This window comes from Micrococcales bacterium, from assembly GCA_016703125.1.
Lineage (GTDB): Bacteria > Actinomycetota > Actinomycetes > S36-B12 > UBA10799 > JADKAV01.
In genome coordinates, this window is record JADJCR010000010.1 from 46,771 (window position 1) to 71,186 (window position 24,416).

Consider the following 24,416-nt stretch of genomic DNA (forward strand, 5'->3'; position numbering starts at 1 on the left):
TGCGGACAGGTCTTGCAGGGCCCGCATCGGACCACAGCTGGCCGGAGCGATCAGTGGGATCCTCCCACCGTCGACTTCAGTGGACGGTCTCGACCTGCAGGACCGTCAGCCTCGCCTGATTGACCGACGCTGTCTTGCCGGTGCTGTCCGTGGGGTTCACCGCACAGCGGGGGTGTCACCGAGTGACCGTGAGCACCAGAGCCGGCTGCCGACCAAGTCGTTGGGAAGTGAGACGAGCGAACGGTTGAGTCCCCGACCCGGTGGAGGGACGTCTGGGACCGTGAGGCCGGTGAACCACCCTGGGCGGAAGCTGGGGGGCGCGGTGGGGGTGGGGGGGCGACGGACGGCCCCGCCGGCCGGGCCCCCTGCGCCCGGCCGACCGCCCGCCCGGGGCGGCGCGCCGCCGCGGCAGGGGGGGCGGCCCCCGTCAGCACCACACTCGCGCTCCGCGGGGTTTCAGGGAGGGTCGTGGTCCAAGAGCGGTTCGGCTCTTGAATGCATGGATCGCGGCGTCAGGACGGGCGAACCTCACCACCGCCACAGAGGGCGGCGGGCTCGCGCCTCTGCACCCACGAGACGACCGGGCCGGTGACTGCTCGGCCAACGCCTGGAGTATCCCCGGCCTATGTCCACAACTTGGGCGACGTCGCGAAACTCTCGCGAGCCGGCGCGGGCGGCGCGTCCGGACCTGCGCGAAGTCGTGCGTGTAGGGGTCGCGGCCGCCAGCAGCCGGCAGTGCCGGGTCACCACGTCGAGGGAGTCCCCAGCGGAATCGCGCGGAGGGCCGGGAACGTGCACGCGGCCCACGCAGGCCACTGTCGCGTCGATACGCCATTGTGTGGTGCCATCGACCGACGTGCTGAGGATGTCGAGCACGACCGGGAGATCGACGGACACGCCCGCCTCGGAGGTCCATGGCACCCGAGGACCCGGCCCGGCACGCAGCCGCGACGATATGCCGGTAGGTCGGCTCGACACGCAGCCAACCTACCGGCGGGCGGCCAGCGTGGCGGCACCTCAGACGTTGAACCCCAGCGCCCGCAGCATTTCGCGGCCCTCGTCGGTGATCTTGTCCGGACCCCACGGCGGCATCCACACCCAGTTGATCCGGAAGTCCCGGACGACATCGGACAACGCCACCCGGGTCTGGTCCTCGATCTCGTCGGTCAGCGGGCAGGCCGCCGAGGTCAGCGTCATGTCGATCGTGGCCACCTCGTCGTCATCGACGTGTACCCCGTAGACCAGTCCGAGGTCGACGACGTTGATCCCGAGTTCGGGGTCGACCACATCGCGCATGCGTTCGGTGAGTTCTTCTTCGGTGACGCTCATGTGATGTCCTTTCCCAGTGCTTGCAGTGCGGCGTCCTTGAACGCCATCCAGCCCAGCAGCGCGCATTTCACGCGTGCCGGGTACGACGCGACCCCCGCGAAGGCGATGCCGTCGCCCAGCACGTCCTCATCCGGCTCGACCTTCCCGCGACCCTCGATGAGGTGCACGAACGCCTCGTGCACCGGCCATACCTCGGTCAGGGGATGCCCCACGAACTGCTCGTACATCACAGATGTCGAGGCCTGGGAGATGGAACACCCCGTGGCGTCGTAGGAGACATCGGTGACGACCCCGTCGGTGAGGTCCACCCGCAGCGTGATCTCATCGCCGCAGGTGGGGTTCACGTGATGCACCTCGGCGTCGAACGGGTCGCGCAGGCCTTTGCCCCGCGGGCGGCGGTAGTGATCCAGGATGATCTCCTGGTACAGGCTCTCGAGGTTCATGTGAAGAACTCCAGCGCCCGCCGGGTGGCCGCCACCAGAGCGGCCACGTCCTCGGCGTCGTTGTAGAGGTAGAACGTCGCCCGGGTCGTCGCGGTCACGCCGAACCGCCGGTGCAGCGGCCATGCGCAGTGGTGGCCGACGCGCACAGCAACGCCACTGTCGTCGAGCACCTGTCCGAGGTCGTGGGAGTGGATCCCCTCGGCCACGAACGAGACCGCCGCCCCGCGGTCGACCAGGTCGGTGGGCCCGATGATGCGGATGCCCGGCAACTCCATGAGCCCCTCGAGGGCCAGGCCTGTCAGATGCACCTCGTGGTCGTGGATCGCCTCCAGTCCGATGGCATCCAGATAGTCCACGGCGGCGCCGAGTCCCACGGCCTGCGCGATGTTCGGCACCCCGGCCTCGAACCGCTGCGGCGGTGCGGCGAATGTGGAGTGGTCCATGAAGACCTGCTCGATCATCGAGCCGCCGGTGAGCATCGGGGGCATGTTCGCGAGCAGGTCCGCGCGACCCCACAGGCACCCCACACCGGTGGGTCCGAGCATCTTGTGACCGCTGAACGCCACGAAATCGGCGCCGAGGGCGTGTACGTCCACCGGCATGTGGGGCACGGACTGGCAGGCATCCACGACGACGACGGCACCGACGGCGTGGGCCAGCCGCGCGACTTCGGCAACCGGGTTGATCGTCCCCAGGACGTTGGACTGGTGGGCCAGCGCCACCACTTTGGTGCGGTCGGTGATCATCGCCGGATCGATGTCGAGCCGGCCCTCGTCTGTCACCCCGAACCAGCGCAGGGTCGCACCGGTCCGGGCGGCGACCTGCTGCCAGGGCACCAGGTTCGCGTGGTGCTCCATCTCGGTGATCAGGATCTCGTCGCCGGGGGCGAGCACGAACGGCGCGGGGCCCCCCGCCAGGGTGGCGTTGGTGAAGCCGTAGGCAACGAGGTTCAGCGCCTCTGTGGCATTGCGGGTGAACACCGTCTCGGAAGGCGCACCACCGACGAAACCCGCGATGCGGGCACGCGCGGCTTCGAAGGCGTCCGTGGCCTCCTCGGCCAACTGGTGGGCCCCGCGGTGGACGGCGGCATTGTGCTGCTCGTAGAACTCCCGCTCGGCGTCGAGCACGGCGCGCGGTTTCTGGGAGGTCGCTCCAGAGTCCAGGTAGACCAGTCGGCGGCCGCCGCGCACGCTGCGCTCAAGGATCGGGAAATCCTTGCGCAGGGTGGCAGCGTCGATCATCCGGCCACACCCGCCCCGGTGAACTGCTCGTAGCCCTCGGCCTCGATCCGGTCGGCCAGGTCCGGGCCGCCCTCGGCGACGATGCGGCCCTGCCACATGACGTGGACGAACTCCACCGGGATCTGGCGCAGCAGCCGGCTGGTGTGGGTGATCAGGACCACCCCGATCTGCCCGTCGGCACGCACCCGGTTGACACCCTCCGACACGATCTTGAGGGCATCTACGTCCAAGCCGGAGTCGGTCTCGTCCAGGACGGCGAACTTCGGCCGGAGCAGTTCCAGCTGCAATATCTCGTGGCGCTTGCGCTCACCACCGGAGAAGCCCTCGTTGACGCTGCGCTCGGCGAACGAGGAGTCCACGCCCAGATCGGCCATGGCTGCGCGCATCTCCTTGAGCCAGGTGCGCAGCGCCGGCGCCTCGCCGCGCACCGCAGTCACCGCGGTGCGCAGGAAGTTGGACACCGACACCCCGGGCACCTCAACGGGGTACTGCATGGCCAGGAACAGACCGGCCCGGGCGCGCTCGTCGACACTCATGTCCAGCAGGTCCGCCCCGTCCATCGTCACCGCACCACCGGTGATGGTGTAGGCAGGGTGGCCGGCCAGGGCGTAGGCCAGCGTGGACTTCCCGGAGCCGTTCGGCCCCATGATGGCGTGGGTCTGACCACTGCGGACGGTCAGGTCGACGCCACGCAGGATCTCCTTGTTCCCGCCGTCGGCCTCCACCTCCACATGCAGGTCGCGGATCGTCAACTCGGTCATCGTGCCTCCTCGGGGATCGCGACGAGCACAACCGCTTCGTCGCCTTGGCCTTCGATCTGAACTGGGAATGTCGCAATGGGTTCGTACGCGGGTGGCCCGGAGGGATCGCCGGTGCGCAGGTCGAAGCGCGAGCCGTGCAGCCAACACTCGATCTGGCAGCCCGAGACCTCACCCTCGGACAGCGAGACTTCAGCGTGCGAGCAGACGTCGTCGACCGCGAAGACCTCATCACCGACCCGGACGAGGGCCACGGCCACGCCGTCGATCACCACGCGGCGGGGCTGCCCGGGCCGCAAGTCGGCCAGGCGAAGGGAGAATCCGGTCATCAGCCCACCTCGGCGCGAAAACCGAGCTCGACCTCGACCGCGCGCATCAGTTCACTGCGGACCATGGGTACGTCGATACCGTCGAGCACGTCGGCGAAGAAACCCAGGACGACGAGGCGGCGGGCCTCCTGCTCGGTCAGACCCCGGGAGCGCAGGTAGAAGACCTGCTCCTCGTCGAACCGGCCGGTGGCGCTGGCGTGGCCGGCGCCCACCACATCGCCGGTCAGGATCTCCAGGTTCGGCACCGAATCCGCCCGCGGACCATCGTCGAGCAGCAGGTTGCGGTTGACCTCGTAGGTCTGCGTGCCGACCGCGGCCGGCTGGATGAGCACGTCGCCCACCCACACGCTGCGGGCGCCAGCACCCTGCAACGCGCCCTTGAACACGACGTTGCTGCGACAGTGCGGCTGGTCGTGGTCCACGAAGGACCGGTGCTCGAAGCGCTGACCGGCATCGGCGAAGAACAGCCCGCGCACGTCGGCGTCACCACCCGGGCCGTCATAGTCCACTGTCTGCACGAGGCGCACGGCCTCGCCGCCGAGTGTCACGACGATGGAGCGCAGCCGGGCGTCACGGCCGAGCCGGCTCGCCAGGTGACCGGCATGAACGGCGTCGCCGTCCCAGCCCTGCACCGAGACCATTTCCAGGCTTGCCCCGTCGCCGATGACCACGGAGACATTGCCGGCGTACTGAGCGGTGCCGCTATGACGCAACACGACGGTGGCGCGCGCATCGGCGCCGACCTCGATCAGGGTCCATCCCCAGACGACCGTATCGGGATCCGTGCCGCGCAAGTCGATGACGACCGGCTCGGGATGATCGCTGCCCGCCGGGATCTCCAGCAGCATGGCGGATCCGGAGTGCGCGGCCGTCAAGGCCGAGATCCGGTCCACCGGGGCACTGGCAGCGCGCTGCTGCGCTTCCGCAGGGCTGATCTCACGCAACGCGAGCCCCTCGGGCAGCACGGCGTCCCAGCTCAGATGACCCGCCGATGGGGCATCGTCGAGCAGTGGCTTGAGCGCCGCCCGCGGGGCGAACCGCCAGGCCTCCTCCCGACCGGTCGGCATGGGGAAGTCCTCGAGGTCGTAGGACCGCAGGTTCGACATGGACACCTCGCCCATCAGCCGACCGCTCCTTCCATCTGCATTTCGATGAGCCGGTTGAGTTCCAGCGCGTACTCCATGGGCAATTCGCGTGCGATCGGCTCGATGAACCCGCGCACGATCATGGCCATCGCCTCGTCCTCGGTGAGGCCGCGCGACATGAGGTAGAACAGTTGGTCCTCACCGACCTTCGACACCGTCGCCTCGTGGCCCATCGACACGTCGTCCTCGCGGATGTCGTTGTACGGGTAGGTGTCCGACCGGCTCTCGTCGTCGACGAGCAACGCGTCGCACTTGACGGTGGACTTCGCCCCCTTCGCGCCCGGGTTCACCTGGATGAGGCCGCGGTAGGAGGTCCGGCCACCGCCACGGGCCACGGACTTGGAGACGATGGTGGACGAGGTGTTGGGCGCGGCGTGCACCATCTTGGCGCCGGCGTCCTGGTGCTGATTCTCGCCCGCGAAAGCCACCGACAGCGTCTCCCCCTTGGCGTGCTCGCCCATCAGCCACACCGCCGGGTACTTCATCGTGACTTTGGACCCGAGGTTGCCGTCGATCCACTCCATCGTCGCGCCCTGCTGCGCGATGGCGCGCTTGGTCACGAGGTTGTAGACGTTGGTCGACCAGTTCTGGATCGTCGTGTACCGGCAGCGGGCGTCCTTCTTCACGATGATCTCGACGACCGCGGAGTGCAGGGAATCCGTCGAGTAGATCGGCGCCGTGCAGCCCTCGACGTAGTGGACGTACGCGCCCTCGTCGACGATGATGAGCGTCCGCTCGAACTGGCCCATGTTCTCGGTGTTGATCCGGAAGTAGGCCTGCAGCGGGATCTCGACGTGGACGCCCTTGGGCACGTAGATGAAGGAACCGCCGGACCACACCGCGGTGTTCAGCGCGGAGAACTTGTTGTCCCCGGCCGGGATGACCGACCCGAAGTACTCCCGGAACAGGTCCTCGTGCTCGCGCAGGCCGGTGTCGGTGTCGAGGAAGATGACGCCCTGCTCCTCGAGGTCCTCACGGATCTTGTGGTAGACGACCTCGGACTCGTACTGGGCCGCCACCCCCGCGATCAGCCGCTGCTTCTCCGCCTCCGGGATGCCGAGCCGGTCGTAGGTGTTCTTGATGTCGGCGGGCAGTTCGTCCCAGGACGTCGCCTGCCTCTCCGTGGACCGCACGAAGTACTTGATGGTGTCGAAGTCGATGTGCGAAAGGTCCGCACCCCACGTGGGCATGGGCTTCTTCTCGAACAGCCGCAGGCCCTTCAGCCGCAGCTCCAACATCCACTCCGGCTCATTCTTCAGCGCTGAGATCTCGCGGACCACGTCTTCGTTGAGCCCACGCTTGGCCAACGCCCCAGCGGCGTCCGCATCGTGCCACCCGTATTCGTACCGCCCGAGGTCGGCCAGGTGATCCACATCAGTCATGAGGAGATCCTTTCGGTTCGGACATGGCTCGCCGCCGGCGAGACCAAGCAGGTGCAGACCCCGTCGCCGTGGGCGATCGTGGCCAGTCGGGTGACGTTCGTGTCGAGCAGGCGTCCGAACGCGGCTGCTTCCGCGTCGCACAGCTGCGGGAACTCATGAGCCGCTTGCGAGACCGGGCAGTTGTGCTGGCACACCTGCATGGCGGTCGCCGGGCCGTCCTCGACAGAGGCAGCGTAACCGTCGCGGGTCAGCAGTTCCGCCAGCCGGCGTGCGCGCTGCAGCGGATCGGCGATGGCGTCCAGGTGCGGCCGGTAGCGGGCCTCGAGTTCGGCGGCGCGGCGCTGCGCGAACTCGTCGAGCGCGCCCGGATCGACCTGCCGCATGAACCGCATCGCGCTGACGGCCAGGTCGTCGTAGGCCTGCTCGAAGCGACGCCGACCGGACTCGGTCAATGAGTAGATGCGAGCTGGGCGACCACGCCGTCGGCCCGGCCGCGGGCCGAACGCCGGCCGGTCCCCACCCACCACGTCGCCGGAGTCCGCCAGGGCGTCCAAGTGCTTTCGCACGGCTGCTGCTGAGATGCCCAGTCGCGTCGACAACCCCGCTGCAGACGCCGGACCGTCGACGAGCAGACTGCGCGCCACACGTTCCCGACCTGATTTCACAACTCCATTGTTGCGTAAATCATCTGCGCCGCAAGAGCCGGGTCGCGGATCACGCCCAGCGCGAACGGAGGCCCGAAGCCGACTGTCCGGATTTGGATTGGGACTTTCCGACACGCCGGGGAAGTCGGCGTTCGTGCGGCGTGTCGCGTCCGCGGGCGTTGAACACCAATTGGATCCAGGCAAGCCCCTGCGGTTGCGAGGTCCCCGGCACTCCCCCAACGTTGAATCATGGCCCGCTACCGGACGACCGTGGATTCCACCGCGCCCGCCGCCGACGTGTTCGACTACCTCGCCGACTTCGCGTCGGTGGCACTCTGGGATCCCGGCGTGCGCAGCGCCGAACTCATCAGCGGCACACCCGGAACCACCGGAGCCTGGTACCGCGTCGTGGCCGGGTTCCTCGGCCGCGCCATACCCCTGGACTACGAGATCCTCGCCGCGGAGCCGCCCACGGGGCAGTACGCAGGCCGGGTGGAGCTCGAAGCGCACACTGCGGACTTCCGCTCCCACGACGTCATCAGCGTCCAGCCCACCGGCACCGGCTGCCGCGTGACCTACGACGCGGACCTGGCACTCAAAGGACTTCGCCGTCCCTTCGATCCCGTGTTGCGCATCGCGTTCACGGTCATCGGCGAGCGCGCCCGGCGTGGGTTGGCCGCAGCAGTGCTGCTGCAGCGCGCGGCATGAAGGCCGAACACCTGGTCGATGCCGCCCTCGAGTTCAGTGTGGTGGGCAGTTTCAGCCGCATCGGGTACGCGGTCCGGTCGCGGCTCGCCGGGTGGGACACCCCCACCGGACTGGCCGGGAGGCGCGTACTTCTGACCGGTGGGACGAGCGGGGTGGGCCTCGCCGCGGCACGCACGCTCACGGGACTTGGCGCCCAGGTGGCGATCACCGGGCGCTCCCGGGCGCGGCTCGACGGCGCGGCCCGTGAGATCGCTGCGCACGGCGAGGACCCGATCACGCTGGTGGCCGACTCCGCGGATCTGCAGCAACTGCCCTCGATGTTCGACGCCGCGGTGTCCGGTCTCGGCGGCCTCGACGTCGTGATCAACAACGCGGGGGCGCTCACCCACGAGTACTCGCGCAGCCCGCAAGGTTTCGAAACCACCTACGCGGTGCATGTCTTGGCTCCGTTCCTGCTGACGCGGTTGGCCGTGCCGGTGGTGGGTCCGCAGGGACGTGTCATCACGGTGTCGTCCGGAGGCATGTACAGCCAGAGTCTGCACCCGGACATGCAATGCGGGCCCGAGGGCTTCGACGGGGTGACCGCCTACGCGAAGGCCAAGCGGGCCCAGGTCGCCCTCAACCAGGAATGGGCCCGCCGCCACCCGGCGGGACCGACGTTCGCCGCGATGCATCCCGGGTGGGCGGACACACCGGGCGTGCGCACCTCCCTGCCGACGTTCCGACGCGTCACCGGACCGGTCCTGCGCACGCCTGAGCAGGGCGCGGACACCATGGTCTGGCTGGCCTCGGCGGACGTCCCGAGCGGTGGGTTCTGGCTCGACCGGCGACGCCGCGCGGTGGTGCGTCTGCCCAGGACCAGTCACACCGCCCACGACGCCGAGGCCCTGTTCGAAGTGGTGTCGGAGCAGGTCGCATCGGCCGTCTGACCCGCGGCCTACCATGGCCTGTGTGAACGCCGTCGAGATCGCGGACCTCACGGTGTCTTACACCGGCAGGCGCGCTGTGGACGAGCTGTCGCTGACCGTCCCGGCCGGCACCACGTGCGTGGTGCTCGGGCCCAACGGCGCCGGTAAGACGACCACCCTGAGCGTCCTACTGGGTCTGCGCGGGCCGGATTCCGGAACCGTCAGCGTGCTCGGGTCTGCGCCACACGACCCCGCCCAGCGCAGCCGTATCGGCGTGGTGCTGCAGGACGGGGGCCTGCCGGTCGCGGCGACTCCGGCCGCCATCGTCAAGCACTTCGCCTCGCTGTACGCCGATCCGCTACCCCTTCCCTCGCTCGTCGAGCGACTCGGTCTGGCCGACCTGGACCGCCCCTACCGTCGTCTGTCCGGCGGCGAGCAACAGCGGGTGAAGATCGCGGTGGCCCTCGTCGGCAGGCCCCGGCTGCTGATCATGGATGAACCCACCACCGGCATGGATCCCGCCGCCCGCCGCGTCTTCTGGACCCTGCTGGACGAGATCCGCGACCAGGGAGTCACCACGCTGCTGACCACTCACCAGCCGGACGAGGTGAGCACCCGTGCCGACCAGATCGTCGTCATCCATCAGGGCACGGTGATCGCGAACGCCCCCCCGGCTGCGCTCATCGGGAGCGCACCGGTGTGGTTCACGTGCGCCCGGCACCTCGATCTGTCCAGTCTGCGGGCCGTCCTCGGCGAGGGTTACGACGTGGCCGAGGTGGAGCCCGGTCGCTACCGGGTGAATGGCGATGTGGGCGTCGCCCAGATATCCGCCATCAACTCCTGGGTCGCCGGGCACGGCGACGGCAACGGCGAGGTCACCGTCGTGCGGACTCTGGAGGAGGCTTACTTGGAGATGACGGGGGGCGTGGCATGGTGATCCTGGATCTCAGCCACGGCACGGCGCCCGCCACCATGCCGCAGCGGGTGGGGCGGCAGGCCCGGTTCGACCTCGGCAACGCGCTGCGCAACGGCGAGAACCTGCTGCTCACGCTGGTCATCCCCATCGGTGTGCTGATCCTCACGCTCAAGAGCCCGCTGTCCGGCGATCGCACCGCGGGCCAGGCGCTGGTCGGGGCGGCCAGCCTGGCGGTGCTGGCAACCGCATTCACCTCCCAGGCCATCGGCACCGGATTCGACCGCCGCTACGGTGTCCTGCGGATGCTGGGGCTGTCCCCGCTGGGCGCCCGCGGGCTGCTGGTGGCGCGCACCCTGGTCAGCCTGCTGATCATCGCGGTGCAGATCACGATCCTGACCGCGCTCACCTGGTGGCTGGGGGGATGGTCCCCCGACGATCCGGCGCGGATCCTGCAGGCCGTCGTCGCCGTCCTGGTGGCCGTCTGGGCGTTCACCGCGTGGGCACTGCTCATCGCAGGCACGCTGCGCGCAGAAGCCACCCTGGCCGTGGCTAATGCGGTGTTCCTGATCCTCATGTTCGCCGGTGGGCTGGCGATTCCGGCCGAGGACCTGCCCTGGGCCACGATGGCCGACTGGTTGCCCACCGGCGCCCTGGTCGCAGCGATGAGTTCGGCGGTGCCCGCGTGGGGCCCGCTTGCGGTACTGGTCGCGTGGGCGGTGGCAGGCACCGCCCTGGCCACGAGGTTCTTCCGATGGGAGAGCTGACCCCACGGCCCTCCGCAAGCCCACAATGCGTCGCGGCGTAGGCTCGCTGATGTGGCAGTAGACACCGCAGCCGACCCCGTCGATCTGCCTGTCGCCGGTGTCGCTCCCCGCTGGTTGCAGGGGATCTTCTGGGCGAATCTCGTGGCGCAGGTGGGCATCGTCATCACCGGCGGGATCGTCCGTGTGACCGGCTCCGGCCTGGGGTGCCCCACCTGGCCCGAATGCGTCGACGGTTCCATCACGCCCACCTCCGCGCAGACCGAGCGATGGCACAAGTACGTCGAGTTCGGCAACCGGACCCTCACCGGCGTGCTGCTGATCCTGGCGCTTGCGGCCATCATTGGCGCGATCGCGTGGCGCCGGCAGGGTGCCGGCCGCCCGTGGGTCATGTGGCTGGCCGCCGCCCCTCTGATCGGGACCCTCGCGCAGGCCGTCCTGGGCGGCGTGACGGTGCTCGTCGAACTGCATCCCATGGCCGTGGCCAGTCACCTGCTGCTGTCCATGGTGGTGATCGCCGGCTGCGTGGCACTCGTGCAGTTCGCCGGTGAGCCGGAAGACCCTCCGGGCGAACCGGTGACCCGGCCGACCACCCGGCTGATCGGCAACGCGCTCATCGCGGTCACCGCGGTGATCATCATCATGGGCACCGTCGTCACGGGATCCGGGCCGCACGCCGGTGACGCGCAGACTGTGCGCCTGGACCTCGACCCCGCCTGGTCAGCTGGTTGCACGCCGACGTCGTGTGGCTGTTCATCGGATTGCTCGTCGGCATGCTGGCCCTGCTCCATGTGGACTCCGCGCCACCGGTAGCCCGCCGGCGCGCCTGGTGGGTCGCGGCATTCGCGGTGCTGCAAGCGGGCATCGGCTACGTCCAGTACTTCACCGGCCTGCCCTGGGTCATCGTGACCGTGCACCTGCTCGGCGCGTGCCTGGTCTGGGTCGCCGTGTGGCGGCTGCGCCTCAGCCTGACGCAGCGAGGAAATCCGCTGCTTGCGCCTCGGGCATGACCCACTGACGCACAGCATGCGCGTAGGCCTGCGCCGCGCGGGGTTCGGCGCGCAGGAAGAGGTCGGCAGACGTCGCCTGGAGTTCCAGCAGTTTCCACCGGCCGGCGTCCTCGACCAGATCCACCCGGGCGTACAGAAGGCCGTCACCACCTGCGGCAGTACCCGCAAATGCCAGGGCCTGGCGCGCGAGTTCGGCATCCGGGGTGAACGCCGACGGTTCTGGGCCCTGCCAGGTGACGGCGTGGGAGACCCGGCCGGCCAATAGCACCATGCCGACCCGGGCACTGGCCACGGCGCCGGACCGGATCATCGCCACCGTCCCGCCCGCCGCTATCGCCGCCGCCGCTGCCGCCGCCGCGACCGGCCCCTCGTGCGACGTTGCCTCCATGGGGTCACACGTCGCCGCGCACACCTGGCACTCGGCCCACCCGAGTCCCGCGACAGCCTCAGCGCACTCCTGCTCGGTATCGCCGGGTTCGAACCACACCGTGTCCACCACCGGCACCCCTCGACCAGGGAGGTCGCGCAGGTAGGTCCGGTCGGTGTTGCGCACCAGCGTGAGGGCGGCGTTGGCCAACCTGGTGTGCTCCTCCACGTTGCGGGCCCACCGCAGGAACTCCGGGCGTCGCCGCCCCACGTCATGCGGCGACCCCACGAGGACCAGGTCGGCGTCCGCCCATTGGAAGCCGGCGTCCCACGGCACCGGGTGGACGTCGAGTCCGGCGTGGTCCAGCGCGGGCAGGGCAGCAATGAGATCCGGGTCGGTGCCCGGATCGGCGGTGATATAGGCCACCTGCGGGCGCATCAGCCCAAGAGCAACGGGTCGAGTGCCACGGCCAGGAACAGCAGCGCGAGGTAGGTGATCGACCAGTGGAACAGGCGCATCGGCTTCGGGTCCGCACCGGCCCGCGTCCGCCGCCGCAACACCAGCGCCTCCCAGATGAACACCAGCCCCAGCAGTAACGCGCCGACGCTGTAGATCCAGCCCATGGGGGCGATGGGGACCAGGGCCAGGCTGGCCAGCACGGTCGCGATGGAGTACCAGAGGATCTGATCGGCAACGTGGCGCTGATCGGCGACGACCGGCAGCATCGGGACCCCGGCACTTCCGTAGTCGTCCCGGAACCGCAGCGACAACGGCCAGTAGTGCGGCGGGGTCCACAAGAAGATCACCAGAAACAGGATCCACGGCGTCCACGACAGGTCTCCGGTGACTGCCGCCCAGCCGATGAGCACCGGGAAACACCCGGCGGCACCACCCCACACGATGTTCTGCGAGGTGCGCCGCTTGAGAACCATGGTGTAGCCGACGACGTAGAGGAAGATCGCCAGGCCGGCCAGCCCGGCCGCCAGAAGGTTCGTCGTCCACGCCAGCCAGAGCATGCTCAGTGCGCTGAGGGCGCTGCCGAAGGTCCATCCAGCGGCCGGGGAAATCCGTCCGGTCACCATCGGGCGGGCGCTGGTGCGCTTCATCACCGAGTCGATGTCCCGGTCGTACACGCTGTTCATCGCGTTGGCGCCCCCGGCGGCCAGGGCACCGCCGAGCAGTGTGGCCAGAAGCGTCCCCACCGGTGGCAGACCCCTGGCGGCGAGCACCATCGCGGGGACGGTCGTGACGAGCAGGAGTTCGATGATCCGCGGCTTGGTCAGAGCCAGGTAGGCACGCCACGTGCTGCTGCGAGTCCCTTCCGGGGTCTCGACATGAGCGCTGGCCACCTCAGCAGAGTACCGCGCCCGGCGGCCCGGCCCGATACCCCAGACCCTCAACAGCGTCCGACAGCGGACCAGGACCGTGTCGGGCACAGTAGGGGGGTGTCCGAGCCGTTGCACCTCACCCCGACCCATCGCCTGATCCGCCGCGCGTTCGCCATGCCCCCATCGCTCATCGAGCGCCTAGTGGGCCCTCCCGCTCAGATCGAGGGCCGCACGGTCGCCCCTGCCGTGAACCTGGTGCTGGGGATGGCGCGGCGCGGCCTGGCGACGACCGGCAACGGAGACGACGTGGCGCAGCGACGCCGCGACATCCGTCGCTCCACGTCATTGATGCTTCCGCGACTGCACGGCGTGCGCGTCCTCGACCGCCGCGTTCCAGGGCCGGCGGGCCCGATCCCCGTGCGCGTGTACCGCAGCCACCGCACCATCGGACCGGCGCCGGTCATCGTGTACTACCACGGCGGCGGCTGGGCGGTCGGAGACCTCGACACTCACGACGGATCCTGCCGGATGCTCGCACGGCATTCGGGCTGCGTGGTGGTCTCTGTGGCGTATCGCCTCGCCCCCGAACACCCGTTCCCGGCGCCACTGGACGACGCCGTCGCCGCCTTCGGCTACGTGCACTCGCACCCGCAGGAGTTCGCCGCGATCCCCGGGGCGGTCGCGGTGATGGGCGACAGCGCCGGCGGCAATCTGGCGGCAGCGGTGTGTGTGGTGACCCGCGAGACCGGGCCCACGCCGATCGCGCAGTCACTGGTGTACCCGGCTACCGACCTGCGCATGGGGATGCCCTCGATCGAGACGTTCGCGGAGGGTTTCCTGCTGGGTAAGGCGGACATGCTGTGGTACCGCGAGCAGTACCTCAGCGAGCCCTCGCAGGTGCTCGACCCACGGGTCTCGCCGCTGCTGGCCGACAGCCCCGGCGACCTACCGCCCGCACGGATCTGGACGGCCGGCTTCGATCCGCTGCGCGACGAAGGCATGGCCTACGCCCAGCGGCTGACCGAAGCGGGCGTCGACTGTGCGGCGGTGTGCATGGACGACCAGATCCACGGCTTCTTCGGTATGGGTCTGATCCCAGGGGGCATGGGGATGATCGAAGACGTCTGCCGCACGACCGGCGAAATCGTGCACGCGTCCGTGCAGTGACTCGGCCCCGGCTCAGCCGGTACGCTCAGGCCCGGGCATAGCGAAAGGACACGCAGGTGACTGTCGAATGGACCGATCTGGACGGCCAGGCCGTCGACACCGCACGGGCACTGGCCATGGATGCGGTGCAGAAGGTCGGCAACGGGCACCCGGGAACGGCGATGAGCCTGGCCCCGGCGGCCTATCTGCTGTTCCAGCGCTACCTGCGTCATGACCCCGCCGACCCGTCCTGGATCGGCCGCGACCGCTTCGTGCTGTCCAACGGGCACACGTCACTGACCCAGTACATCCAGTTGTTCTTCAGCGGGTACGGCCTGGAACTGTCCGACCTGGAGGCCTTCCGCACCTGGGGCAGCAAGACCCCGGGGCACCCCGAGTACGGCCACACCGTCGGTATCGAGACCACCACTGGACCCCTGGGCCAGGGCTACGCGACCGCGGTGGGAATGGCCATGGACGCCCGCTATGTCCGCGGGCTCTTCGACCCGGTCGCGGAGGTGGGCCGAAGCCCCTTCGATCACCGCGTGTGGGTCTTCGCCGGTGACGGCTGCATGCAGGAGGGCGTCACGTCCGAAGCCGCCAGCCTCGCCGGACATCAGGAACTGGGCAACCTGATCGTGATCTACGACGACAACCACATCTCGATCGAGGGCAACACCGAGGTCTCCTTCAGCGAGGACGTCCTTGCCCGCCACGCGGCCTACGGCTGGCACACCCAGCACGTCGACCTGGGAGTGGACGGCGACGTGGACATCCAGGGGCTGGCACAGGCTATCGAGAGCGCGATGGCCGAGCACGGTCGGCCATCGATCATCTCGCTGCGCACGATCATCGCCTGGCCCGCCCCCGACCTGCAGAACACCGGCAAGTCGCATGGGTCGGCTCTCGGCACCGAGGAGGTGGCGAAGACCAAGACCATCATGGGAATGGACCCCGCGAAGGACTTCTTCGTCGCCCCCGAGGTCCTCGACCACATCCGGCAGGTCACTGTCCGCGGGGCGCAGGCCCACGAGCAGTGGAACGCCACGTTCGACCGGTGGCGGGCTGCGCACTCCGACAAGGTGCCGCTGCTGGAACGGTTGCTGGCCAAGGGCCTCCCCGACGCCCTTGCGGGCGCCCTGCCTGTGTTCGACCCGGCGAAGGCCGTGGCTACCCGCAAGGCGTCCGGCGAGGTGATCAACGCCATCGCCGCGGTCATGCCGGAGTTCTGGGGCGGGTCGGCCGACCTCGCGGAGAGCAACCTGACGACCATCGAGGGCGGTGGCTCGTTCCTGCCGGCGGACTCCAGGGCCCCGGGGGCATCCCCGTACGGGCGCATCCTCCATTTCGGCATCCGCGAGCACGCCATGGGATCGATCCTCAACGGCATCGCCGTCGGCGGGCTGACCCGCCCGTTCGGGGGCACCTTCCTCGTCTTCTCCGACTACATGCGCGGGGCCGTGCGACTGGCCGCCCTGATGCAGGCACCGGTGACCTACGTCTGGACCCATGATTCGATCGGACTCGGCGAGGACGGCCCGACGCATCAGCCCGTGGAGCACCTCGCGGCCCTGCGGGCCATGCCCGGCCTGGACGTGGTGCGCCCTGCCGATGCCAACGAGACGGCCGCGGCGTGGCTGCAGGTGCTGAAGAACCGCCGGCCCGCAGCACTGGCCCTCACCCGGCAGAACGTGCCCACCTTGGATCCCCAGCAGGTGTCCGGTGTGGCTCGCGGCGGGTATGTGCTGGCCGAAGCGGACGGCGGGGATCCGCAAGTGATCCTCATGGGCACCGGCTCCGAGGTGCAACTGGCCCAAGCCGCACGTGACACCTTGCAGGCCGAGGGTATCCCCACCCGCGTGGTCTCCATGCCGTGCACCGAGTGGTTCGACGAGCAGTCCGCCGAGTACCGCGAATCGGTCCTCCCCCGTTCGGTGACCGCACGGGTCTCCGTTGAGGCCGGCCGGGCCATGCCCTGGTACCAGTACGTAGGAACCGCTGGTCGCTGCGTGAGCCTGGAGCATTTCGGTGCCTCCGCGGACTACCAGACGCTGTACGAGCAGTTCGGGATCACCGCCGACGCAGTGGTGTCCGCTGCCAAGGAGAGCCTGGCTGATGCCTGACGCGGCGCCCGCAACCGCCGACCCCGCCGTTTCGACCCGCCTGATGCTGGCCACCTACGTGGCCGGTGGCGCCGGCATCGCGGTCGGGCTGTACACGCTGCAGTCGCAACCACCTTCCCTGTCGCTGGCATGCCTGCTGGCAGTCGGGGTCACTGGCCTGTTGTCGTTCCTGCGCCATGCGGTGTTCCACCGCAGCGACGCGGCTCGCATGGGGTGGGACTACGGCCAGCGCAACAACTTCCAGATCGAAGTCGGGCTGGCCAACCTCTCCTGGGGACTGGTCGGCATTCTGGCCGTCGTCCTCGGCTGGGGCCTGGCTGCCGAGGCCGTGACGTTCCTGGTGTTCGGGGTCTACCTCATGGCGGTGGTGGTGCTCAATCTCACCTCCGGGTCCTCCGACGGGCGTCGCCCCGTCGGCCCTCTGATCGGACTCGGCAGCTTCGGCATGATGCTGCTCGTCGTGGGCACATGGGGGGTGACGGTTGCCCTGAGGCTCCGGGATCTTCACTGGGCGAACCCGGCCCCGCGATGGGTACCGTCAGCACCTGAGGAGGAGCACATGACCGATCGTCTGCAAGCCCTGTCCGATCTCGGTGTGTCGATCTGGCTCGACGACCTCGACCGCAGCCGCCTGACCTCGGGTGGTCTGGCCCGCCTGATCGCCGAGGACCACGTCGTCGGGGTCACCACGAACCCCTCGATCTTCGGCAAGGCGATCTCGACCGGGGCCGCGGCGTATGCGACCCAGGTGGCCAGTCTCGCCGTCGGCCAGGCCGACAGCGAGTACGCCGTGCGTGAGATGACGACCCAGGACGTCCGTGACGCCTGCGACGTCCTTGCCGATGTCGCGGCGGCGACCGGAGGTGTCGACGGCCGGGTGTCCATCGAGGTGGACCCGCGCCTGGCCCGCGACGCGAACGCCACCATCGAACAGGCGCGAGCACTGTGGCAGGAGGTCGACCGGCCCAACCTGCTGATCAAGATCCCGGCGACGGTGGAAGGCCTGCCCGCGGTGACCCAGGCGCTGTCCGAGGGCATCAGTGTCAACGTCACCCTCATCTTCAGCGTCGACCGGTACCGGCAGGTCCTCGACGCCTGGGCCTCCGGTTTGGAACGGCGGATGGCGGCCGGCGGATCCGTGGCCGACGTGCACTCCGTGGCGTCGTTCTTCGTCAGCCGGGTCGACACCGCCGTCGACGCCCTGCTCGAAAAGGGCGATCCTGACACCCCCTCGCGCCTGCGGGGGCTGGCCGGGCTGGCCAACGCCCGCTTGGCCTGGCATGCCTATCAGGAGTTCCGGCAGACCCCGCGGTGGGCTGCCATCGAGGCGGCCGGTGGCCACCCGCAGCGACCCTTGTGGGCGTCCACCGGGGTCAAGGATCCGGCCTACCCCGACGACATGTACGTTGTCGGCCTGGCCGGGCCGGGATGCGTGAACACCATGCCCGAACCCACCCTGCGGGCCGTGGCCGACCACGGCGACCTGCGCGGCGACACCCTCGACGGCACCGCGGCCCACAGCCAGCAGGTGTTCGACGACCTCGCCGATGCGGGCATCGACATGGCGGGAGTGTTCGAGCAGCTGGAGGTCGAAGGCGTGGACAAGTTCGCAGCGGCGTGGGAGGAACTCCTCGCCACAGTGGCCGACGCGCTGAACGCTGAGAGGGGTTAGGGGTGCGCCAGGCGGAGTTCAGCAGCCTCAACCCCCTGCGCAGCCCCGTCGACCGACGGCTGCCGCGCGTGGCCGGACCCTGTGCCCTGGTCATCTTCGGCGTCACCGGCGACCTGTCGCGCAAGAAGCTGATGCCCGCGGTGTACGACTTGGCCAACCGGGGCATGCTGCCCCCCTCGTTCGCCCTCGTGGGATTCGCCCGCCGGGAGTTCAGCGACGAGGACTTCGCCCAGGAGGTCCACGACTCGGTGCGGCAGCATGCGCGCACCGAGTTCCGCGACGACGTGTGGCACCAGTTGTCGCAGGGCTTCCGCTTCGTGGCGGGTGACTTCACCGACGACTTGGCCTTCGATGCCCTCGCTGCGACGGTCACCGAGTTGTCCCACGCACAGGGCACGGGCGGCAACACCGCGTTCTACTTGTCCATCCCGCCCGGGCTCTTCCCGCTGGTCGTGCAGCAGTTGAAGCGGTCCGGGCTGGCGTCGCAGGATCGGGGTGGGTGGCGCCGGGTGGTCGTGGAGAAGCCGTTCGGACACGATCTGGCCAGCGCACAGGAACTGAATCGCGTCCTCGGTGAGGTGTTCCCCAGTGGCTCGATCTTCCGGATCGACCACTACCTGGGCAAGGAGACCGTTCAGAACCTGCTCGCGCTGCGCTTCGCCAACACCTTGTTCGAGCCGATCTGGAACACCAACTACATCGACCACGTCCAGATCACCATGGCTGAGGACATCGGGATCGGCAGCCGCGCCGGGTACTACGACGGCATCGGCGCCGCCCGCGACGTCATCCAGAACCACCTGCTGCAACTCATGGCCCTGACCGCCATGGAGGAGCCGGTCTCGTTCTCCGCCGAACACGTCCGGATCGAGAAGGAGAAGGTACTCGCCTCGGTGGTCCTCCCCGACAACCTCGACGCCCACACCGCCCGCGGTCAGTACGGCCCCGGATGGCAGGGCGGCGAGGAGGTCGTCGGATACATGCAGGAGGCCAACATCCCCCCGACGTCCACGACCGAGACCTATGCCGCGATCACCGTGCACGTGGACACCCGCCGGTGGGCCGGTGTTCCGTTCTACCTGCGGACCGGCAAGCGCCTCGGCCGGCGGGTCTCCGAGATCGCCGTGGTCTTCAAGCGCGCCCCGCACCTGCCGTTCGCAACGACCGACACCGAGGAGCTCGGGTCGAACACCCTGGTCATCCGCGTGCAGCCCGACGAGGGGATCACGATGAAGTTCGGGTCGAAGGTCCCCGGCACCCAGATGGAGGTGCGCGACGTCACCATGGACTTCATGTACGGCGACTCGTTCACCGAGTCCAGCCCGGAGGCCTACGAACGGCTCATCCTCGACGTGCTGCTGGGCGATCCGCCCCTGTTCCCCCGCCACCAGGAAGTGGAGATGTCGTGGCGCATCCTCGACCCGATCCTCGCCAATTGGGCCAAGAGCGGCAGGCCCGACACCTACGATCCCGGGACCTGGGGTCCGGCAAGTTCTGACGAGATGCTGTCCCGCAACGGCCGGGTCTGGCGGCGGCCATGACCATCCGCCTGGAGAAGACGACGGCCGGCGACATCGTGCGCACCATCAACGAGGAGCGCCACCGGATCGGCGCCACCGCAACCGGCATGGTACTGACGCTGATCATCGTCACCGACGAGGAGAACCAGTCCGACGCAACCCGCGCGGCGTCCTACTCGGCGATGGAACACCCCTGCCGCATCATCACGCTCATCCCCCGACCGGGCCGCGTGGAGCCCCAACTGGATGCCAACATCGACGTCGGAGATGCCTTCGGGCCGGGCGAGACCGTGCGCCTGCGTCTGCGCGGCGACCTGGCTGAGCACGGTGCGTCGGTGGCTCTGCCGCTGCTGCTTCCGGATACACCCGTGGTCGTGTGGTGGCCCACCACCTCCCCCGACGTGCCGTCGCAGGATCCTATCGGGTCGATGGCGCGCCGCCGCATCACCGACGCCGCGGCCAGTCACCACCCGATGCACGAATTGCTGGAGCGCCAGCGAGGCTACGCGGCCGGCGACACCGATCTGGCGTGGACCCGGACTACCACCTGGCGATCCATGCTGGCCGCGGCTCTCGACCAGCCGTTCCAGACCATCACCCACGTCGACGTCAGTTGCGAGCGGTCGAACCCCTCGGGGGCTCTGCTGCAGGCCTGGCTGCACACATGCCTGGAGGTCCCGGTCGAGATGCACCGTAGCCAGGGACCAGGGATCACGGCAGTGGTCATCCACACACAGGGCGGCCCGATCGAACTCACCCGGCCCGACGGCCGCACCGGGCGGCTGTCCCGGCCCGGTGTGGCCAGCCACGACGTGCCCCTCCCCCGACGCGATCTGCGGGACCTGATCGGTGAGGAACTGCGCCGGCTCGACCCGGACGACACCTACGCCGAGGCGCTGGCCGCCGTGGCGCCGCCCGCACGCCGCCCCACCGCGAAGAAAGCCGCGGCGCAACCACCGGACCAGCAGACCGACACTGCGCCCGCGGCTGAGGCGTCTTCGTGAGTGCAGTGCAGATCGGCGTCCACCCCGACGCGGCCGCGGTCTCGCGCACGGTCGCCAACCGGATGGCCGGCACCATCGTCCGCACCTTGGCCGCGCACGACCTCGCGCACATCTGCATCACGGGTGGGCGGGGGGGCCACGGTGCCCTGAGCAGCCTCGCGGCGGACACCGGCATCGATTGGAGCCGTGTGCACATCTGGTGGTCCGATGAGCGGTTCCTGCCCCACGGCGACGACGAACGCAACGACACGATGGCCAGGGCGGCGCTGCTCGACCGGGTGGATGTTCCCAGCGCGAACGTGCACCCCATGCCCGCCAGCGACTCGGTCGCGGACGTGGCCGAGGGCGCCGCATCGTACGCCGCCGAATTGGCGGCGTTCAGTGATCCGTGTCCGGCGTTCTGCGTGTCCATCCTGGGGATGGGCGAGGACGGGCACGTGGCGTCGCTGTTCCCCGAGCACCCCGGTTTGCGAGAAACCCGTCCGGTCTTCGCAGTCCTGGACTCCCCGAAGCCGCCGCCCGTGCGGATCTCCATGTCCTTCGACGTCATCAACGCCGCCGACGAGGTCATCCTCATCGCATCCGGAGCCGGGAAGGCCGACGCCGTGGGCCTGTTCGTCAACGATCCTGGACCCCTGGCGGTGCCGGCCGCCGGTGTCCACGGCCGGTCCCTGACGTTCCTGGCACTCGATGAGACCGCCGCCGTGCACCTGCCGCCAGGGCTGCGGCGCTACCGCTGACCGGCTTCACAACGGCAGGCCGAGCTCCTTGAACGTGTCGCACTGGTTGATGTCACCGGTCTGGTAACCCCGGGTGTACCAGTACTGGCGCTGCTTGGCCGAGCCGTGCGTGAACCGCTCGGGGTTCACCTGTCCCCCGGCCTGCTTCATGATCCGGTCGTCGCCAACCGCGGCCGCGGCGGCGGACGCCTGCTGGAACTCCTCCGGCGTGATCTGCACATTGCCCATGTCGTTGGCCAGTCGGCCCCAGACCCCGGCCAGGCAGTCGGCCTGCAGTTCCATGCCCACGCTGTAGTTGTTGGCAGACCGTCGATCGGACTGCTGCACCCTACGCACCTGCCGCTCGATGCCCAGGACGTTCTGCAGGTGATGGCCGTACTCGTGGGCCATGATGTAGACCATGGCGTACTGGCCGTTGACCCCGAGGCCCTCGAGCTGGCGGGTGAACCCCAGGTCGAAGTAGATGCGCTGGTCCCCCGGGCAGTAGAACGGGCCGACGTTGGTGTCCGCCGGTCCACAGGCGGTCCTGGTGGCGCCGTCGAAGAACGCGAGACGGGGGTCGTCGGTTGCTGGCCCGCCTGGCTGAACGCCCTCCCAGACCTCGTTGGCCTCGTTGCAGGACTTCACCAGCAGGCAGTCAGTGTCCTCGAAGGAGCCGTCAGCGGCGTCCTGCGGACACCGTTCGGCCAGCGACCCGTTGACCCCCTGCGCGGAATCCGGGACCTGGAACAGCCCGGCGTCGGCGCCTGGGGGTGCGGACCCGTCGCTGCCCCCGAGACTGCACATGGCCAGCACCAGCAGGATCACGATGGTCAGGCCGGCACCGCCGCCGAGCATCTTGGACAAACCACCGGCCATTGCCACCTGGCCGGGCCCGATGCCGCCGGTGGGTGAGGCGCCGCGACCGTCACGCTGGTCGTCGGCGCCGGACAGGTCGACCTTGTCGTCGTCGAACTTCACACGCACCACCTCTCGCAGGATTCCCCAGGGTACTGCGGCGGGGCTGCGGGCTCCACGCGTGCGGACTACACCTCGGGCAGGTTCTTCATCGCCTCATCGAGGAGGGCGTCGGCCTCGCCCCCGGTGCGGCGTTCCTTGACGTAGGCCAGGTGCGTCTTGTACGGCTCGGTCCTCGGCGGGGCGGGCGGGTTGTCCTGGTCGGTGCCGGCAGGCAGTCCGCACCGTGGGCAGTCCCACTCAGCGGGTGCCGCGGCATCCTGAGCGAAACTGGGGGTGCTCTCATGCCCGTTCGCGCAGTAGAAAGAGATCGTCTTGCGCGGCGCCGCCTCCCCGCGTTCGGCCTCACCCATCGGGCCGGCCCCCACACGGCTGCCACGAATCGCACTCCCACCGGCCACGCTGCGGTTCCTTCCGTTCAGGACTTGGTGATCAGCCCGAGCGCGATGATCGTCGCCGCCCAGATCAGCCCGACACCCACCGTCACCCGGTCGAGGTTCCGTTCGGCGACACTCGATCCGCCCAGCGACGTGCTGACGCCACCACCGAACAGATCGGACAGTCCGCCGCCCTTCCCCTTGTGAAGCAGGACCAGCGCGATCAACAAGACGCTGGTGACCAGCAGCAGTACCTCCAGTGCCAGAATCACCTGTCGTCCCTTTCGTGCGATGCCGCAGACACCAATGTAACCTCAGGCTCCGGTCTGCGGGTGGAGGCGGTACCGCACAATGGTGGCGAACTCGTCGGCGTCCAGGCTCGCCCCACCGATGAGCGCCCCGTCGACGTCGGGCTTGACCATGATGCCTGCGATGTTCGTGGACTTCACCGATCCGCCGTACAGGATGCGGACCTGCTCGGCCACGCCGGGTCCGTACTGCTCACCGAGCCACGCCCGGATCACCTGGCAGACCTCCTGCGCGTCCTCCGGCGACGCCACCTCTCCGGTGCCGATCGCCCAGACCGGTTCGTAGGCGATGACCGTCCCCACCATCTGGTCCTCGGACAGGCCTGCGAGGCTGCCCACCAACTGGGACGTCACATGTTCGACATGCTCCCCGGCCTGCCGCACCTCGAGGTGCTCGCCGACGCACACGATCGGCACCAGGCCGTTGGCCAGCGCGGCTTTCGCCTTGGCGTTGACGACCTCGTCGGTCTCGTGATGGTAGGTGCGGCGCTCACTGTGCCCCACCGTCGCGTAGGTGCATCCCAGTTTGGCCAGCATGTGGCCGGCCACCTCACCCGTGTAGGCCCCGGCCGCGTGCTGGGACACGTCCTGCCCGCCGTACTGGATGTGCAGCTTGTCCCCCTCGACGAGGGTCTGCACGCTGCGGATGTCGGGGAACGGCGGTAGCACCGCCACATCGACCGCGGCGTAGTCGTCGTCCTTGAGCAGGAAGGCGATCTTCTGCACAAGGGCGATCGCCTCGAGGTGGTTCAGGTGCATCTTCCAGTTGCCCGCCATCAGCGGTTTGCGGCTCATGAGTCCTCCAGGACAGCGATACCGGGCAGTGTCTTGCCCTCTAGCAGTTCGAGACTGGCGCCACCGCCGGTCGAGATGTGGTCGATCGCGTCGGCGTCGATGCCGAGCAGCCGCACGGCAGCTGCCGAGTCGCCCCCGCCGACCACGGTGAAGCCTTGCGTCTGGGCCAGCGCTTGCGCCACGGTCCGGGTGCCGTGCGCGAACGGCGCCATCTCGAAGACCCCCATGGGACCGTTCCACACCGACCTGGCGAGTCCAGCACGGCCTGCGCGTACGCGGTTGCCGTCTCCGGACCGATGTCCAGGCCCTTCCAGCCGTCCGGGATCCCGTCGGTCACCCGCACCACCTCCGTGTGCGCATCAGCCGCAATGTCCTCGGCGATCACGACATCCGTCGGCAGCATCACAGTCACGCCACGCTCGCCAGCATCCTGGAGGATCTGCAAGCAGGCGTCGACCCAGTCGGCCTCGAACAACGAGTCACCGATGGCGTGCCCCTGGGCGGC

26 protein-coding genes and 1 pseudogene are annotated in these 24,416 nt (G+C 69.2%); 12 read left to right on the forward strand and 15 right to left on the reverse strand.

Annotated features, from left to right (window positions below; translation table 11 throughout):
• Positions 1 to 1,017 precede the first annotated feature (1,017 nt).
• From IPG68_14150 to IPG68_14185, 8 genes are read right to left on the reverse strand one after another with little or no spacing between them, the layout of a single operon-like run.
• Positions 1,018 to 1,329 (reverse strand): metal-sulfur cluster assembly factor, encoded by a 312-nt coding sequence (locus IPG68_14150; protein MBK6764329.1) that lies wholly within the window; start codon positions 1,327 to 1,329, stop codon positions 1,018 to 1,020.
• On the reverse strand, positions 1,326 to 1,772 hold the full coding sequence (locus IPG68_14155; GenBank protein MBK6764330.1) for an SUF system NifU family Fe-S cluster assembly protein: 447 nt from the start codon (positions 1,770 to 1,772) through the stop codon (positions 1,326 to 1,328). The genes IPG68_14150 and IPG68_14155 overlap by 4 nt, the downstream gene beginning before the upstream one ends.
• Entirely contained in the window at positions 1,769 to 3,013 is a 1,245-nt protein-coding gene (locus tag IPG68_14160) for a cysteine desulfurase (protein MBK6764331.1), read from the reverse strand. The genes IPG68_14155 and IPG68_14160 overlap by 4 nt, the downstream gene beginning before the upstream one ends.
• On the reverse strand, positions 3,010 to 3,774 hold the full coding sequence (gene sufC / locus IPG68_14165; GenBank protein ID MBK6764332.1) for a Fe-S cluster assembly ATPase SufC: 765 nt from the start codon (positions 3,772 to 3,774) through the stop codon (positions 3,010 to 3,012). Before sufC ends, IPG68_14160 begins: the two co-directional genes overlap by 4 nt.
• On the reverse strand, positions 3,771 to 4,100 hold the full coding sequence (locus IPG68_14170) for a non-heme iron oxygenase ferredoxin subunit (GenBank protein MBK6764333.1): 330 nt from the start codon (positions 4,098 to 4,100) through the stop codon (positions 3,771 to 3,773). The genes sufC and IPG68_14170 overlap by 4 nt, the downstream gene beginning before the upstream one ends.
• The gene (sufD, locus tag IPG68_14175; GenBank protein MBK6764334.1) at positions 4,100 to 5,221 is read right to left on the reverse strand and encodes a Fe-S cluster assembly protein SufD; all 1,122 of its coding nucleotides are present in this window, start codon (positions 5,219 to 5,221) and stop codon (positions 4,100 to 4,102) included. Before sufD ends, IPG68_14170 begins: the two co-directional genes overlap by 1 nt.
• On the reverse strand, positions 5,221 to 6,627 hold the full coding sequence (sufB, locus tag IPG68_14180) for a Fe-S cluster assembly protein SufB (GenBank protein ID MBK6764335.1): 1,407 nt from the start codon (positions 6,625 to 6,627) through the stop codon (positions 5,221 to 5,223). The genes sufD and sufB overlap by 1 nt, the downstream gene beginning before the upstream one ends.
• Positions 6,624 to 7,292 carry a transcriptional regulator gene (locus IPG68_14185; GenBank protein ID MBK6764336.1) on the reverse strand — a complete coding sequence of 223 codons (669 nt, stop codon included), beginning with the start codon at positions 7,290 to 7,292 and terminating at the stop codon, positions 6,624 to 6,626. Before IPG68_14185 ends, sufB begins: the two co-directional genes overlap by 4 nt.
• Positions 7,293 to 7,520: 228 nt before the next feature.
• Here IPG68_14185 and IPG68_14190 point away from each other — a divergent pair, with 228 nt between their 5' ends.
• The 6 genes from IPG68_14190 to IPG68_14215 are packed head-to-tail and all read left to right on the forward strand — an operon-like array spanning position 7,521 to position 11,574.
• Complete coding sequence (locus IPG68_14190; GenBank protein MBK6764337.1) at positions 7,521 to 7,979, forward strand: SRPBCC family protein; 459 nt, start codon at positions 7,521 to 7,523, stop codon at positions 7,977 to 7,979.
• Positions 7,976 to 8,908, forward strand: a complete 933-nt coding sequence (locus IPG68_14195; protein ID MBK6764338.1) for an SDR family NAD(P)-dependent oxidoreductase — start codon at positions 7,976 to 7,978, stop codon at positions 8,906 to 8,908. The genes IPG68_14190 and IPG68_14195 overlap by 4 nt, the downstream gene beginning before the upstream one ends.
• Positions 8,909 to 8,921: 13 nt before the next feature.
• Positions 8,922 to 9,824, forward strand: a complete 903-nt coding sequence (locus IPG68_14200) for an ABC transporter ATP-binding protein (GenBank protein MBK6764339.1) — start codon at positions 8,922 to 8,924, stop codon at positions 9,822 to 9,824.
• Complete coding sequence (locus IPG68_14205) at positions 9,818 to 10,567, forward strand: ABC transporter permease (GenBank protein MBK6764340.1); 750 nt, start codon at positions 9,818 to 9,820, stop codon at positions 10,565 to 10,567. Before IPG68_14200 ends, IPG68_14205 begins: the two co-directional genes overlap by 7 nt.
• Positions 10,568 to 10,618: 51 nt before the next feature.
• Entirely contained in the window at positions 10,619 to 11,377 is a 759-nt protein-coding gene (locus IPG68_14210) for a COX15/CtaA family protein (protein MBK6764341.1), read from the forward strand.
• A complete protein-coding gene (locus tag IPG68_14215) occupies positions 11,338 to 11,574 on the forward strand; it encodes a hypothetical protein (protein ID MBK6764342.1) in 237 nt (78 codons plus the stop codon). The genes IPG68_14210 and IPG68_14215 overlap by 40 nt, the downstream gene beginning before the upstream one ends.
• On the opposite strand, the gene IPG68_14220 is transcribed toward IPG68_14215, so the two are convergent.
• A complete protein-coding gene (locus IPG68_14220) occupies positions 11,528 to 12,379 on the reverse strand; it encodes a hypothetical protein (protein ID MBK6764343.1) in 852 nt (283 codons plus the stop codon). The genes IPG68_14215 and IPG68_14220 overlap by 47 nt on opposite strands.
• On the reverse strand, positions 12,379 to 13,419 hold the full coding sequence (locus tag IPG68_14225; GenBank protein MBK6764344.1) for a protoheme IX farnesyltransferase: 1,041 nt from the start codon (positions 13,417 to 13,419) through the stop codon (positions 12,379 to 12,381). Before IPG68_14225 ends, IPG68_14220 begins: the two co-directional genes overlap by 1 nt.
• Here IPG68_14225 and IPG68_14230 point away from each other — a divergent pair.
• The 6 genes from IPG68_14230 to pgl all read left to right on the forward strand — a co-directional run bounded on the left by IPG68_14230 (position 13,387) and on the right by pgl (position 21,474).
• Positions 13,387 to 14,436: an alpha/beta hydrolase gene (locus IPG68_14230; GenBank protein MBK6764345.1), complete on the forward strand. Its 1,050-nt coding sequence runs from the start codon at positions 13,387 to 13,389 to the stop codon at positions 14,434 to 14,436. The genes IPG68_14225 and IPG68_14230 overlap by 33 nt on opposite strands.
• A gap of 56 nt (positions 14,437 to 14,492) precedes the next feature.
• Positions 14,493 to 16,538: a transketolase gene (locus IPG68_14235; GenBank protein MBK6764346.1), complete on the forward strand. Its 2,046-nt coding sequence runs from the start codon at positions 14,493 to 14,495 to the stop codon at positions 16,536 to 16,538.
• Positions 16,539 to 17,097: 559 nt separating this feature from the next.
• Positions 17,098 to 18,210: a transaldolase gene (gene tal / locus IPG68_14240; GenBank protein ID MBK6764347.1), complete on the forward strand. Its 1,113-nt coding sequence runs from the start codon at positions 17,098 to 17,100 to the stop codon at positions 18,208 to 18,210.
• A gap of 2 nt (positions 18,211 to 18,212) precedes the next feature.
• A complete protein-coding gene (locus IPG68_14245) occupies positions 18,213 to 19,751 on the forward strand; it encodes a glucose-6-phosphate dehydrogenase (protein ID MBK6764348.1) in 1,539 nt (512 codons plus the stop codon).
• Positions 19,748 to 20,734 carry a glucose-6-phosphate dehydrogenase assembly protein OpcA gene (locus IPG68_14250; protein ID MBK6764349.1) on the forward strand — a complete coding sequence of 329 codons (987 nt, stop codon included), beginning with the start codon at positions 19,748 to 19,750 and terminating at the stop codon, positions 20,732 to 20,734. The genes IPG68_14245 and IPG68_14250 overlap by 4 nt, the downstream gene beginning before the upstream one ends.
• Complete coding sequence (pgl, locus tag IPG68_14255; GenBank protein MBK6764350.1) at positions 20,731 to 21,474, forward strand: 6-phosphogluconolactonase; 744 nt, start codon at positions 20,731 to 20,733, stop codon at positions 21,472 to 21,474. The genes IPG68_14250 and pgl overlap by 4 nt, the downstream gene beginning before the upstream one ends.
• Positions 21,475 to 21,480: 6 nt before the next feature.
• Here the strand turns inward: pgl and IPG68_14260 are convergent, their stop codons facing one another.
• From IPG68_14260 to pgk, 5 genes and pseudogenes are all read right to left on the reverse strand, one after another.
• Complete coding sequence (locus IPG68_14260) at positions 21,481 to 22,434, reverse strand: neutral zinc metallopeptidase (GenBank protein MBK6764351.1); 954 nt, start codon at positions 22,432 to 22,434, stop codon at positions 21,481 to 21,483.
• Between the two features lie 65 nt (positions 22,435 to 22,499).
• Positions 22,500 to 22,832, reverse strand: a complete 333-nt coding sequence (locus IPG68_14265; GenBank protein ID MBK6764352.1) for an RNA polymerase-binding protein RbpA — start codon at positions 22,830 to 22,832, stop codon at positions 22,500 to 22,502.
• Between the two features lie 17 nt (positions 22,833 to 22,849).
• A complete protein-coding gene (gene secG, locus IPG68_14270; GenBank protein ID MBK6764353.1) occupies positions 22,850 to 23,080 on the reverse strand; it encodes a preprotein translocase subunit SecG in 231 nt (76 codons plus the stop codon).
• Between the two features lie 42 nt (positions 23,081 to 23,122).
• On the reverse strand, positions 23,123 to 23,911 hold the full coding sequence (locus IPG68_14275; GenBank protein ID MBK6764354.1) for a triose-phosphate isomerase: 789 nt from the start codon (positions 23,909 to 23,911) through the stop codon (positions 23,123 to 23,125).
• A pseudogene (gene pgk, locus IPG68_14280) lies at positions 23,908 to 24,416 on the reverse strand (phosphoglycerate kinase). The gene IPG68_14275 and the pseudogene pgk overlap by 4 nt, the downstream one beginning before the upstream one ends.